We start from the raw sequence: 14,064 nt of genomic DNA, 5'->3' as shown, positions 1-14,064 counted from the left end.
CACTATACTAAATACACAAGATGAAATTGAGATTATACAACATTCTTTGTCGTACTATATTTAATCATTTTGTGTAATATAAAGATACAGTACAATTAGCACTGCATCAATTTTTGGTCAACTTTATGTAAATTGATAATCTTCTATTCTTCTTCAAGATTTTTATAATCTGGTACAAAGAGCCTACCCTGATGCTCAGGCTTTCGTAGCAAGTCTACATGCCGCCTAATTGTATTCACGTTATTTCTATGTATGAAGAAGTGATTTTTTAGTAAACTGTTATTGAAAATCTCCTCAGCTATTTCTTCGCTTGATTTGTGATGATATTTCTCCAAAAACATGTAAATAGCTAAATTTTCAGAATTTGTCCATTCCGGTGCTCCAGCCATTTAAATACACCTCCACTTTTTTATGAAATCCTTTCCCTATCGTATCATTTATGGTTAAAACTGTATATAATTATAGTTACTATTGTGAAAAGGAATGAGAACATGCCAAAGGTGTATATTATTAATACAAATAAATCAAACAACCCCCAAGCTGAAAATGACATGATTAGTAACATGAAATGTGCCGCTTACTATAGCCCTTGGAAGCATTATATCGACACAATCGAAGCAAACGATATTGTTTATCTCTATAGTAGTGGTGTAGGGATAATTGCAAGAGGGATAGCTACAGGTATTGTTGAAATTGATGATTACAATGGGGAAGAGAATGAAGAACATTATATGCACCTAAATCGATTTGAGAAATTGAATACACCATTAACAGCTGATAAAATCACGAATATACTTACAGAGGCTACAATAGATAAAAAGGAATACAAGATTCAATGGAATCAGACTATGATTCTCATTGCTTATTCACTAGGATTAAAAGTTTGGCAAGTGATCACCAAAAAACACATTTAGGATGTACTGTTTTAACAGAATAAAAGGAATGATCGTTAATGACCGAAAACAAGAATGCATCTAAGAAGAATAGTCTATTGGATGTGGTCGGATCATTAGGACCTATACATGGTGGTATACAAGAACAAACAAAGGGTAAAACATTCGATCAAATTAGAAAAGAAGCCATCACTAAGCACTTTCAGGAACAGTATGAAATGCTTAATTCATCCAATGAGAAAAATAATGAGACACAAAAAACACTAATAGCTCAGTGCTAATAGTGTTTTTTGCACAAAGTAAATTATAAGACTATCTAACAAGAATGTTCTTCCACTCTTTCCATGAGTTAGAGTCAATTGGAGTACATGAATCCGAAAGTTTCACAAACTCTAAAACTGTTCAAAACTAGCAGAAGGATTCTTCTCTGAATATTTAGTAACGAATTGGACCATAGCTTTATATGCCATCAAGTCCAGAACGGAGTATGTTCGTTCTTCAATAAATGTATCTCTTTCCTATGAGTAAATAACTTCATACATATGATTCAAACTCGATTTACTCTGGATAAATGTAATAGCCCTGTCCCAATTCCCTTTTTGCTGAGAAGCAGAATAGTCAACACTATGCTCACTTACTGGTTGTGTTTTATCCTTGGAGATTATAAAAGCATCGATTCCTAAGATGCTCAAGTTATTATCCTTACAGTAAGTAATTAGATCAATCGCATCCGAAAAGCTATATAAATACAGACCACCACGTATTGTTGCTTTGTCTATAATGTTATTCTTTGAAAGACTCATTTTTTTTCCTTTCTTGGTGAGTAAGGATTTTTATTGTACTATCCGGTTCCCAATCTGGATCGTTTCTGTTACTTACTTGAATAATTAAACCTGATTCATCCTCAACAGTAACATAACTTCCATCTTCGTTAAAACATGCTGCTTCTTTACCATTCGCCTTGTTTTAGCCTCACTAATTTCGTGAGGTTCGTTTACTGTTGATTCAATTCATTCTTCAGTGTATCCTCTTTTTTTTCATTTGTTTGTTTATATTTTCATTTATCTGAATGCATTGATTAGTCGTTTCACTTCATCATCGTCGAAAGTTTTTATAAGAACTTTAGGTTCTCTCATCCATTTCAAACCTAGCACTGGATTTCTCTTTTCAGCGATATCCCCTTCTTCCACAATGAATTTTAAAAATGAACGGATATTTTTTGTATTCCATTAATGTAGGTCTCAGATAGCCCTTTCAATTCCAAGTTCATAAGATATGCTTTGATGTGAGAGGTGTTGATTTCTTCTATTTCAACAACTGAAAATTCATTACATAAATAATTCAGAAATACCCTATTGTTATTTCTATATCCTTTTATAGTGGGGATACTATAGTCCTTGATCTCCTAATCAAAAAGAAACTCTTTGTAAACATCTTCAAATAACATAAAAAAACTCACTCCTTATATGGATTTTCCCATACAAAAAGTGAGTTTTAATACTGCCCTTAGACATCTTAGATAGGAAAACGTATATCATCATAAAAATCACCAAGCGCTAACAGGTATACCCTCGCTGAGCTATAAAAATGATGAATTCTTAATATTTGTCCTACCCTGACAAGGCTACAATGATACAATCAAACCACGTATCGCCTCGTTCTCTTACACGAACTCTACGTTATGGTAGACCTGCTGAACATCTTCAAGGTCCTCAAGCGCATCGATCAGTTTCTCGAACTGAGCTTGTGCATCCTCTGGAAGTTCAATATGGTTTTGCGCAAGCATCGTCAGCTCGGCTACTGTGAACTCAGTAATGCCAGCAGCTTTGAATGCTTCTTGTACAGCGTGGAATTGATCCGGTTCTGCATATACAATTACAGCATCGTCTTCGTCCACGATATCACGTACATCCACATCTGCTTCAAGCAGAAGTTCCAGTACTTCCTCGGAGTTTTTGCCTTCTATACCGATAACCGCTGTTGGATCAAACATGTAAGCAACAGAACCACTGACACCCATGTTGCCAGCGTTTTTGTTAAACGCAGAGCGCACTTCCGGCGCTGTACGATTCACATTGTTGGTGAGTGCATCAACGATGACCATCGCACCATTCGGTCCGAAGCCTTCATAACGCAACTCTTCATAGTTCTCATCCCCGCTGCCTTTAGCTTTTTCCATCGCACGATCAATGATGGCTTTGGGTACATTATACGTTTTGGCACGTTCCAGCACGACTTTCAGTGCACGGTTCGCTTCCGGGTCCGGTTCGCCCTTCTTGGCAGCTACATAGATCTCAACGCCGAATTTAGCGTAGACCCGGCTCGTGTTTGCATCTTTTGAAGCTTTCTTTTCCTTGATATTATTCCACTTACGACCCATATCGTTTCCGCTCACTTTCAACATGTAATCTGCTTTCTACTATGCCATTATATCTTGTTGAGCGTACTTCAACAAGTTAATACACACGAAATAATGGGAGTAACTGCGGTGATTATCCATCTCCATTTGAAGATTAACCTCAGTTTATCCTCTTATAAATCTCTCAGCAGCAACGAACGTTACCTCTATTCACTCCATATATAACAAACAAGAAGCACCCCATAAGGAATGCTTCCGTCCCTAAATCTGTCCTAACTTCGTTCATCTTACCCGGTCAATTAAGCGTGGAATTGTCGACCATCCAACACTTCAGGAACATAGCCCGCACGAATGACAAAGTCTCCGAAATGTTCCCCTTCATTGCGCTCCTTGGCATACTGATTCACCATTGGAGTCAACGTGTCCAGAATCTCGGCTTCCCCAATGTTTTCTTTGTACAGCTTATTCAGACGATGTCCGGTGAAGCTGCCACCAAGATACATATTGTATTTACCTGGTGCCTTACCGATAAATGAAATCTCCGCCAGCATTGGTCTTGCACATCCGTTCGGGCAACCCGTCATCCGAATGACAATTTCTTCGTCTCTCAGCCCGGCTTCGTCCAGTACAGGCTCCAGTTTGTCGATCAGGGACGGCAAGTAACGTTCGGACTCAGCCATCGCAAGACCGCAAGTAGGAAGCGCAACACAAGCCATCGAACTTCTGCGCAGCGCAGAGTAATGTGCACCATCGGTCAGATTGTATTGCTGAATCAGTGCTTCAATCTTTTTCTTTTTCTGGCTGCTAATATTACCGATGATCAGATTTTGGTTGGCAGTCAGACGGAAATCACCCGTATGCACTTTGGCAATTTCACGTAAACCCGTCATGAGTGGATATCCATCAACATCCTTTACACGACCATTCTGAATGAACAGCGTGTAGTGCCATCTGCCATTATTACCTTTTACCCAACCATATCGATCTCCGTTAGTCTCAAAATGATACGGACGTGCCGCATCCAGTTTCCATCCCAGACGGGTGGTCAGCTCTTCGACAAACCACTCCACACCACGATCATCCAGCGTATATTTGAAACGAGCATGTTTACGAACTGCACGATCCCCATAATCACGTTGAATCATAACTGTTTTCTCTGCCACATCAATCATTTGCTCCGGAGTACAGAAACCAATGACTTTGGACACCTGAGGATAGGTTTTGGCGTCACCATGAGACATCCCCATGCCGCCGCCAACGGAAACGTTGAAGCCTTGCAGCTTACCGTTCTCCACAATAGCAATAAAGCCAAGATCCTGTGAATAGACATCCACATCATTGGAAGGCGGTACAGCAATACCGATCTTGAACTTCCGTGGCAAATACACTTTGCCATAGATTGGTTCAACTTCTTCGTCGGAGTCCTGAGAATCAATCACTTTTTCGCCGTCCAGCCATAGCTCATGATAAGCCCGCGTACGAGGGTCCAGATGATTGCTCACCTGACATGCCCACTCATACACTTCAGCATGCACATCAGATTGATTCGGATTCGGGTTACACATCACGTTTCGGTTTACGTCACCACATGCAGCCAGTGTGCTTAGCAACGAATCGTTCACTTCGCGAATGGTGTTCTTAAGATCCCACTTCAGTACACCATGCAGTTGGAAAGACTGACGTGTGGTCAGACGAATCGTCTCATTTGCATATTTATGTGCCACTCTGTCCATCATCAACCACTGCTCCGGGGTTACAATCCCACCTGAAGCACGCACACGCAACATGAATTGGTATGCAGGCTCCAGCTTGGATTTGTGACGCTCATTACGCAGGTCGCGATCATCCTGCATATAACTGCCGTGGTGTTTCATCAGACGGTTGTCGTCCTCTGGAATGGCACCCGTGATGCGGTCAGCCAACGTTTCGGTCAGACTTCCGCGCAAGTAATCACTTTTGATCTTTATATCTTCAACATCACTATTCGTGCGCTGTGGGTTAAGTAAGTTATTATAAACCATGCTGCTTTCTCCTCTCGTCTCTGCGGGATGGTGCAATTCGGCTGGGCCGGTAATTAATAGACGTCCCGCTGATAACGTTTCTCCTGCTGTAACCGTGTCAGAAATTCCGATGCCTGCTCAGGCGATAAACCGCCTTCTTGTTCAAGAATCGTGGTGAGCGCAGCATGCACATCATGTGCCATTTTTTTCTCGTCACCACAGATATATATGCTTGCACCTTCCTGAAGCCACTGGTACAGTTCTTTGCTGTGTTCCAACATGCGATGTTGTACATACACTTTCTGTTCCGTATCCCGTGAGAAGGCTACATCCATCTTAGTGAGCACACCATCTTTGAGCCAACGCTGCCACTCCGTCTGGTACAAGAAGTCCGTGGCGAAATGCTGATCTCCGTAGAACAACCATGTCTTGCCCTCTGCTCCTGTTTCTTCACGCTCACCAAGGAAAGATCTGAACGGCGCTACACCTGTACCTGGGCCAACCATGATGATCGGTGTATCCGGGTTCTCAGGCAGCTTGAAATTCGGGTTATGCTGTATATATACAGGCAGGGTGTCGCCAGCTTCGATTCGTTCAGCCAGATGTACCGAGCATACGCCGTAACGTTCTCTGCCACGCGCTTCATAACGTACCGAACGAACAGTAAGATGAACTTCATCCGGGAAAGACTTCGAACTACTCGCTATGGAGTATAGACGTGCCGGAATTTTGCGAAGAACAGCTACGAATTCTCCGGCAGGAATCCCTTTCAGATTATAATCCTGAACCAGATCCAGCAGATCACAGCTATTCATGACCGTGCGGAATTCGGAATCATCTGCGAGTAATGCCGCCAGGCCACTCCCAGGATTCAGTTTCGCAAGTTGCTCCACGACCGGTTTCGTCACCGCTGTAATTTCAAAATAACGCAGCAACGCTTCGTGCACAGATGCCTGATCGCCGTTTTTATTCACGGTCACACGCTCATCGGCATTCCATCCCATGGCTGCAATCAATTCCTCCACAAGGCGCGGGTGATTCTCAGGGAATACCCCAAGGCTGTCACCGGGCTCGTAGTCCAGGCTGGAGCCTTCCAAAGACAACTCAATGTGGCGTGTTTCACGGTCCGATCCTCTGCCATTCAGATTGAGATTCTCCAGCACTTCAGCCTTGAATGGATTCGTGCGGTCATATTCGGCTTCCCCGCCACTCACCGCAGCTGTAACAGCTTCAGTGTTTACTGTGCCCGCAGCAGCAGATGTACTGCTTAAGGATGCCAGTACTTCATTCATCCACTCCGCAGCTGCTTCATCAAAATCAACATCACAGTCCACGCGTGGTACAAGGGCTGTACCACCCAATTCCTGCAATCGATTATCGAAGTCCTTACCTGTCTGACAAAAGAACTCATAGGAGGTATCTCCCAGAGCCAACACCGAGTAACGAAGTCCTTCAAGCTTTGGAGCCCGTTTGCTGTTCAGGAATTCATGCAGCGGAATCGCATTATCTGGTGGTTCGCCTTCGCCATGCGTACTGACGATGATGAGGAGATTTTCAATTTTCTTGAGTCCGTTCGGTTTGAAATCTCCCATCGATGACAACGTTACCTGAAGACCTTGCTCTTCAAGTTTCTTAGCCAGCTTTTTCGATAGGCCACTGGAATTCCCGGTTTGTGAACCAAAAAGCACGGTAACTTCACGGGATACTGGCGGAGCACTGACAGGTGCAATACCTGTAGTTGGTGCAGCCTGTACCAGGTTAGCTGGAGCTGGTATTGTCGCACTTGCCTGAATTGCTGCAATATATCCGCTCAACCAAGTACGTTGTCCATCGGTTAATGTAGGAATAAGACGATTAAGCAATTCAACTTGTTCTTGATTAAAAGGGCTGTTTGTCACTTGAAGTTCCACTGTTTGCCACCTCGCGCATTGCTTCGATTTTAATTCCGACTAAAATCATCACATTAATTTAATTTCTTCTCTCTAAAACCTAACACACCGGGTGTTGAGGGTCAATTTCAATGATTTTATAGCATTTATCAGTTTCGCTGATAAAGGACAAAAAACAACAAAAACCCTCCTTTTCAAATCAAGGACGGTTTTGGTTTATTTTTAATTTGGCGGCCAGCTCAAGTTGAAGTTGAAAGTGGAATATAGTCACTAAAATGATCTCCAAGCACTCTGCTTTTATCTCCGTATACTCTGTCCAAGTGATTCTCTCCCCACAGACATATGCGGTCAATGATATCCTGTAGTGTCAAGCCGTACTCTGTCATCTCATACTCTACCTTGGGCGGAATCTGGGGATGAATGATCCGATGGATGATTTCATTCTTTTCCAGTTCACGCAGCTGCTGGGTTAAGACCTTCTGGGTAATGCCAGGAATGGCTCTGCGAAGTTCGCTTGTTCGTTTTTTACCTGATATCAGCTGATGCAGAATAAGAATCCTCCATTTTCCACCGACCAGTTCCAGCATCGCCTGCACACCACTCTCATATTTTTTCATTTCTTGTTCCACTTGTACTCCCCCATAATTCACATATATGTATATCCGTTATTAAAAGTAACCGAAGAACCCCAAAGTATCTACAGCACTCTCAGGTGCGTACTTCTCAAGAAGATGTCATGAAACTTATAATAACATTGGTCAGAATGTTTAACCAAAATAAAAAGAAAAAAGGATGGTTACTCCTACATGAAAGTTAAACTGGTCGTTACTCACCCAAGACAGGATTCCCTAACATTTGCTGTGATGAATCGTTTTATAGAAGGTATGCAGGAGAATTCCCATGAAATCGATATCCTCGATCTATATCATGACGGATTCGATCCCCTATATCGTGTAGAAGATGAGCGAGACTGGCAAAATCCCGATAAACAGCATGCCCCTGTGATTCGCAAAGAGCTGGATCGTGTGCTTGCGGCTGATGCCATTGTATTTGTTTTCCCGATCTGGTGGTACAACGTTCCCTCCATGCTCAAAGCTTATCTGGACAAGGTATGGAACATGGGTCTGCTGAACAAGGCAAACTCCAAAAAGGCACTGTGGATTGCACTAGCTGGGGGGACAGAGGCTTCATTCCATAAATACGACTATTACAACATGATTTCCAATTATCTGAATAACGGGATCGCGGGTTATGCAAGAATGCAGGAATCACGAGTCGAATTCCTCTATGAAACCATTTCAGAATCCAAAGAACATATTGAAAGCTTGCTGGAGCAAGCATACCAAATCGGCAAACATTACAATTAACAATTCGCAGAAATTACAGATAACATTCGTATACATTACAGATAACAACTGTAAAACGACATGAAGCTACATGTTCGTTGAGTAAATTACTTTTCGCCCATGGCTGGCTTATAATTAAGAAGGCTTACTCCAACCTGGGCTCCAGGTCAAAGTAAGCCTTCTTTTTCACGCGCTACGATTCTGGTGTATCATCATTTCTTCCATACCAGTTTGCTCATCATCGCATATAACAAAGTAGCCGATTCGGCTCGGGTTGCTTCGGCAAGTGGTTTCACCTCACCGTTGTACCCGTGGGCGATGCCCAGATCCACAAGTAATGCCACACTATCCCGGGCATAAGAGCGAATCTCGGAAGCGTCGCGGAAACGAGTAAGGTTATCTGTTCCAGCCTTCTCGGAGTCAACCAGTCCAGCCGTTGCAAGTGCGCGAACTGTTAATGTCATCATCTCTTGACGAGTGATCGTGGACTCTGGCAAGAAGCGCCCGTCACCGGTACCACTGGTGATACCTAGCGAACGTGCAGCTGTAACTGCTTCGTAGTACGGAGCCTTTTCGTTTACATCAGAGAACGCATTCCCGAAAGAAGCATTCAAACCCAGCGCAGTCATCAGCCATTGCATGTATTGGCCGCGGGTCATCTCCTCTTTTGGATGTAACTGCGTGGAATCACCGCTTGCCTCAGCATCAATCACACCTCGGACAGCCAAAGCCTCCATTGCTTTCTTGGCCCACTGCACTTCTGCAAGATCTGTGAATGTCTGCTCCACAGGCACAACAGCATAATTTCCTTTGAGTGATGTTACGGAAAATACAAGCTGCCCGCTTTTGGGATCGTAGTAACTTTGCGGCAACGGGGTTGCCACACCGTTCGCGCCAATGGCAAATGCTACAATCCGATCCTGCTGAGCATTTTGTGATGATTGGTAAGGCAGACGAAGTATTAACTTGCTTTCCGATGGCCATGGTTGACCATCCATTTGAAGTTCAAGCTGGACTCCATATTGCGTGCCAAGCTGATCTGCGACTGTTTTTGGCAGCTCCGTTCTGACCAATCGGATTGATGCAATCCCATCACCAACTATATCCTTTGTTAACAGTGTCGCAGGAAGCTCCAACGTTCCCAGCTCTGTAACAATGTTGAACACATGTGACTCTCCCTGATCTATTAACGCAGAGGCAGGCAGAGATACTTCATATACCGTTGCTCCCGAAACCGGCTTCAGCCGAAGTTCGACCAAGCGCTGACCCGCATCCGTTGAAGGGGCAACTTGAAAAGCCTCTTTAATCGTTGAAGCATCCACATTGGACTGCACTACACCCTTCTGGTCAGACTGTCCCTGCAACACCAGAACAGAACGGTCCTTCTCCGGTTTAGGTTGTGGTACCGTATTCTCTGCACTTGGGTTACCATTTCCTGATTGTCCACCATTGCTGGATGAACCAGAACCATCTCCTGGATTTCCACCGGAATTGCCGCCTGGACTACCGCCCGAACCAGGGTCCGTGCCTCCAGGGGAAGGAACAGATGTCGGCACCTTCACTGTCAACGGTATAGTCAGGGCTCTACTGTCGTCAGAAGTTCGAGTAATTTCCAACTCCAGGGTTACTGTTGTTTCCTTGGATGGTGGGACAATCGTTCCATCAGTTTGAATGACCGACGGTACCGAACTGGAAGCGATCTTCACCGTGAAACCTTGCGGCACGGATGGGAACTTCAGTTTTTTCGTACCTGCAGAAGGCTGTTCCAACGCTGTAATGCTTGTGGCTACATCAGCAGCGCTCTGCTGAGCCGTATGCACCTGATAAGCGGAAGATACACCTCTCAAGGATTGCCCCGTGGCATCCAAAGCTTCCACTTTGTAATAATATTCCGTGCCGGGGTTCAGTTCACTGTCCGTGTACTCCCGCCCATTGCCACTATAGACCACCTTATACTCTCCTTGCTCACGATCTGAGCGGTAGAGCTTGTAGCTTGCTGCACCAAGATGAGCATCCCAGTGAAGCGTTGCGCTCGTTGAATCTAACGCCTCAGCATTAAGGCCAGCACTATCATTAGCAGGTGGCACGACGTCAGGTTTAACGATCATAATCCAACTAATCATCGGGTCCTGTGATGCCGTATTGCGCACAGTCAGTTCCAGCTTGTTGTCCGACACGCTGATGCCTTTGTGTGCTCTAACACTGGCAGGTGTAAAAGTAACTGCACCGGTATTGGTGCCATTGATGATAAAATTTGCTCTGCGCGATGCATTGGTCCACGGATCGTTGAATCCGGCGTACACATCATATGTTCCGTTTGGCACATCAAATCTATAGGTTAAGTCCGTGCCTTTAGGTGAATTGCTGACATTGCCACCGTTCAGATAACGTACGGTCGAGAATATATCTCCGCCATTTGAACCGGATGCCAGTGCATCTGCGCTGGTATACCCCCAATTGCGACCCTCCACAGGAGCGTACATCTGGTCCGCCGTTCCCGGGTTGGCAAGTGTTCCTTTCATATAGGCACCCATGAGACTATAATCAGCCGTTTCGTAACCTCCGCTATTCACGAAATAGAGTGTGTTTTCCGGGATTACGTGTACGCGAACTGCCTGCTTTTTGTTGTTATATTCCGGTGTGGTTACCTGTAATGTGAGCGGTCCTGGCTTGGCAAAATCTTCTGCCGTCATGGCCCGGTTATCAATCGTCCATACTGCTGGCGTTGATACCAGTGCTCCACCCTCGCGCACATTCAATGTTGATGGCAAGGATGGTACTATGCCTAGCGCCACGGCTTCTGGCAACGGATCAGCGATATCAACCTTGCCCATCGAATTCAGCAGATCAGGTGTCCAGCTGTTATACCACTTGATCGCGATATCCGAGCCTATTCCAAACTCAATTGGCAAGAACACGTATTTTGCAGCATCATTCGAGAAGTTGCCACCATTCCACGTATCCCCCACGTAAATGAATTTGCCTTTTTCCGGATCGACCGGAATGACGGAAGTGGTCTGTGTGCCAAATGCCTTGCCTGGATCAGGATCACTCGGCAACGTACGCACGAACGGATTGGTCTGCGTTGACCACGGGCCAAAAATGTTATCCGCCACCGTCACTTTGTTTTCGTTAGGGGCCCAACCGGAAGCTCCGGAAGTCAAAATATAATATTTACCCTGATACTTGAACATCGCCGGTGCTTCACGTTGCCCTCCCGGGAACACACGCACGTAATCTACGCCGTATTCTGCCTGATAGGTGGAATCTCGTACCGGATTGCCTTTGTCATCCGTTCGTCCTTCCTTATGCCACCCTGTTACGTCACTGTAGTCTTCATTCAGTTTGGAGATATAGAGCGTCAGGTTTTCTTCGCTGGAGTAGATCAGATAACCGGTACCGTCATCGTCCTTAAACAACGTCATATCACGTGCCATGCCCTTATCGCTTGGAAAGTAATCTTTCTCCCCTTCCGGAGCTCTGTCCATCCGGTAACTCTTCTGATACACAAAAGGCCCTGTTGGAGAGTCGCTGATCGCATAACCGGCTCTCGCCTTACCGTAGTTCGCATTATCGTTATAAGGGTCCTTGTCGCCATCCATGTGGGCCCACATCACGTATTTCTTCGTTTTGTCGTTGTATATGACCTTTGGTCGTTCAATGATCCGTCCTTTGCGAATATCTGCCCAGATATCCACCTTGTCTTCGCGTCCTGCATACAATTCGGAAATCAGTGGGTCATTGTTAAAATCATCCATCGATTGAAGCGTCGTCAGAGCCATGCCCTCGTCAGTCCAGTTCATCAGATCCTTCGATGAATACACACGCACACCAACAGCTGGCCAGCCGCCCTTATGATATTCGCCATACCAGTAATAGGTCTCCGTCTGTTCATCATAGAAAAAGCCAGCCCCATGCGCATCAATCGGCTTGCCGTCCAGATCTGGCCACAATTGCCCTGGTGTAATGCTTGTGCGAACTGTGGCAACACCCAGCGGTGTGGATGCTGGAGAAGTTACGCCGTCCACGGTCGCCTGAAGGATGTAAAAATATCCTGTGCCCATCGTCAGACCAATATCGTTAAACGTGCTTTCATTGCCACTATAGACCTGCTGATACGTACCCGTAGCACTGGTTGCACGGGACACGGTATACGTTACATCAGATCCAGTAAGGGCATTCCACCCCAGAGAGATTGATGTATCTGTCACAGCTGTGGCAGCAAACTCTGTAGGAGAGTCAATGGAGTACGTAGTAGCTCCTGCAACGGAGAATGCCGACTCCCCAGCTGCATTGAAGGCCGTTACGCGATAGCTGTAGCTCTTACCCGGCTCAAGTGCCTTATCCGTGAATGTAAGCCCCTTCCCTTCATAGATCTGCTCATATTGCTCACTGCCAGCTTCGGCCCGAACCACGCGATAACCCGTTGACTTGTCCACGGCGGCCCAAGATAACTTCACGCTCGTTGCGTTGAGTGCTTCGGCCTTCAGTTCGCTCGGAGCTTGAGGGGCCGTCGCTGTAGTTCGTACTTCCAGCGGCGCAGACCACAAGGATTCAGTTAATCCTCCGTATTCATAGGCAAGCTTGTAATAATACACCGTATCCCCACTTAGTCCTTCATCCGTGTGTTCCAAAGTTCCGGTACTGGTTACCAGAGAATAACCTCCTTCAGGCGTAGAGGAACGGTAAAGGCGATAGGCTGATGCACCTACGATTTCAGACCATTGTAGGGAAACCGAAGATGCCGTCTGCTCTGCAATGGTGAGCAAAGTATCGTTCACTGGTGGCTTCTCGGCAATAATAACGTCATCCATATGTACCGACTGCCACTTATTTCGAATGCCAACAACACCTGACCCAATGGAAGAATCGTTTAAATCAAATACCAACCGATCGGAGCCATTTTCGGCGATATATCCTCGAATGGTGGCACCCGACAGCACTATTTTGAGTGTGTACCACGTATCTTTGGCAAACGCATAGTCCACCGTTTTCAACGTTGTATCGCCGTTATTCACCTTTTTGCTGAAGACCAATTTGTTGTTAGGTACCTGCATTTGAAAATAATAATAGTTGCTCTTATCCTGAAACCGCGGCAATATTCCCGGATATCCTTGACCGGCTCCCGTGTAAAAGCGCATGGACACGGTCATGTCCGACATGGAGTCTCCAGTAGAGATGATGCCTTCATTGGTATCGCTCTGGAAAAGCGTGAAGTTGGACGCATCTGTCGGGTCAGCAATCACTTCCCAGTTGCCTGAACTTACGTTCCACGCAGGTGATTCCGTGTAATTCCCATCCGAAAAATCGTCCTGCAACAACGTGACGGGTATACTGCTCAGATCGGCATACGCCTTACTCGGCAGCAACAATGGTCCGGAAGACAGCGCAAGTGTTGCAGATAACATAAATATCATGGGTATACTGAGTTTATCCAATGTTCATTCTCTCCTTTGACGTGAAAGATGAAAGCATGGTTCTTGAATACGCGGTGTTGTTGTTCAGCCTATCCTCAGCAACCAGTGGTCAGTAACGAGCGTTTGTCCACCTCCTTATTTTAATGAAACCGGTTTCATT

Annotated in this window: 9 protein-coding genes and 1 pseudogene; 3 read left to right on the top strand and 7 right to left on the bottom strand. The window is 45.3% G+C overall.

Annotation, left to right across the window (positions count from 1 at the left end):
* Window positions 1-143: 143 nt before the first annotated feature.
* Window positions 144-389, bottom strand: a complete 246-nt coding sequence (locus tag MHI12_RS13305) for a hypothetical protein (RefSeq protein WP_405172625.1) — start codon at window positions 387-389, stop codon at window positions 144-146.
* A 102-nt stretch (window positions 390-491) separates the two neighbouring features.
* On the opposite strand from MHI12_RS13305, the gene MHI12_RS13300 reads away from it, so the two are divergent.
* Window positions 492-914 (top strand): hypothetical protein, encoded by a 423-nt coding sequence (locus MHI12_RS13300; protein ID WP_047842746.1) that lies wholly within the window; start codon window positions 492-494, stop codon window positions 912-914.
* Between the two features lie 38 nt (window positions 915-952).
* A complete protein-coding gene (locus tag MHI12_RS13295; RefSeq protein WP_405172624.1) occupies window positions 953-1,174 on the top strand; it encodes a hypothetical protein in 222 nt (73 codons plus the stop codon).
* Window positions 1,175-1,676: 502 nt separating this feature from the next.
* Here the strand turns inward: MHI12_RS13295 and MHI12_RS13290 are convergent.
* From MHI12_RS13290 to MHI12_RS13270, 5 genes and pseudogenes are all read right to left on the bottom strand, one after another.
* A pseudogene (locus MHI12_RS13290) lies at window positions 1,677-1,823 on the bottom strand (colicin E5-related ribonuclease); the annotation flags it as partial.
* A gap of 733 nt (window positions 1,824-2,556) precedes the next feature.
* Window positions 2,557-3,273: a YebC/PmpR family DNA-binding transcriptional regulator gene (locus MHI12_RS13285; protein WP_036608916.1), complete on the bottom strand. Its 717-nt coding sequence runs from the start codon at window positions 3,271-3,273 to the stop codon at window positions 2,557-2,559.
* A gap of 278 nt (window positions 3,274-3,551) precedes the next feature.
* Entirely contained in the window at window positions 3,552-5,273 is a 1,722-nt protein-coding gene (gene cysI, locus MHI12_RS13280; protein WP_405172623.1) for an assimilatory sulfite reductase (NADPH) hemoprotein subunit, read from the bottom strand.
* Window positions 5,274-5,326: 53 nt separating this feature from the next.
* The gene (locus tag MHI12_RS13275) at window positions 5,327-7,162 is read right to left on the bottom strand and encodes an assimilatory sulfite reductase (NADPH) flavoprotein subunit (RefSeq protein ID WP_405172622.1); all 1,836 of its coding nucleotides are present in this window, start codon (window positions 7,160-7,162) and stop codon (window positions 5,327-5,329) included.
* 218 nt (window positions 7,163-7,380) lie between these two features.
* Complete coding sequence (locus MHI12_RS13270) at window positions 7,381-7,770, bottom strand: winged helix-turn-helix transcriptional regulator (RefSeq protein WP_339187782.1); 390 nt, start codon at window positions 7,768-7,770, stop codon at window positions 7,381-7,383.
* Between the two features lie 177 nt (window positions 7,771-7,947).
* On the opposite strand from MHI12_RS13270, the gene MHI12_RS13265 reads away from it, so the two are divergent.
* A complete protein-coding gene (locus MHI12_RS13265) occupies window positions 7,948-8,508 on the top strand; it encodes an NAD(P)H oxidoreductase (protein ID WP_036670680.1) in 561 nt (186 codons plus the stop codon).
* A 191-nt stretch (window positions 8,509-8,699) separates the two neighbouring features.
* On the opposite strand, the gene MHI12_RS13260 is transcribed toward MHI12_RS13265, so the two are convergent.
* The gene (locus MHI12_RS13260) at window positions 8,700-13,925 is read right to left on the bottom strand and encodes an S-layer homology domain-containing protein (RefSeq protein WP_405172621.1); all 5,226 of its coding nucleotides are present in this window, start codon (window positions 13,923-13,925) and stop codon (window positions 8,700-8,702) included.
* Between the last annotated feature and the right edge of the window lie 139 nt (window positions 13,926-14,064).

Origin of the sequence: Paenibacillus sp. FSL H8-0280 (assembly GCF_045040665.1) — a bacterium.
Taxonomy (GTDB): Bacteria; Bacillota; Bacilli; order Paenibacillales; family Paenibacillaceae; genus Paenibacillus; species Paenibacillus xylanexedens_A.
This window is presented reverse-complemented; position numbering and strand designations above follow the sequence as displayed.

Bases quoted from the DNA above. Each gene is read 5' to 3' on its own strand.
- MHI12_RS13305 (WP_405172625.1), bottom strand. From the start codon at position 389: ATGGCTGGAGCACCGGAATGGACAAATTCTGAAAATTTAGCTATTTAC.
- MHI12_RS13300 (WP_047842746.1), top strand. From the start codon at position 492: ATGCCAAAGGTGTATATTATTAATACAAATAAATCAAACAACCCCCAA.
- MHI12_RS13295 (WP_405172624.1), top strand. From the start codon at position 953: ATGACCGAAAACAAGAATGCATCTAAGAAGAATAGTCTATTGGATGTG.
- MHI12_RS13285 (WP_036608916.1), bottom strand. From the start codon at position 3,273: ATGGGTCGTAAGTGGAATAATATCAAGGAAAAGAAAGCTTCAAAAGAT.
- cysI (WP_405172623.1), bottom strand. From the start codon at position 5,273: ATGGTTTATAATAACTTACTTAACCCACAGCGCACGAATAGTGATGTT.
- MHI12_RS13265 (WP_036670680.1), top strand. From the start codon at position 7,948: ATGAAAGTTAAACTGGTCGTTACTCACCCAAGACAGGATTCCCTAACA.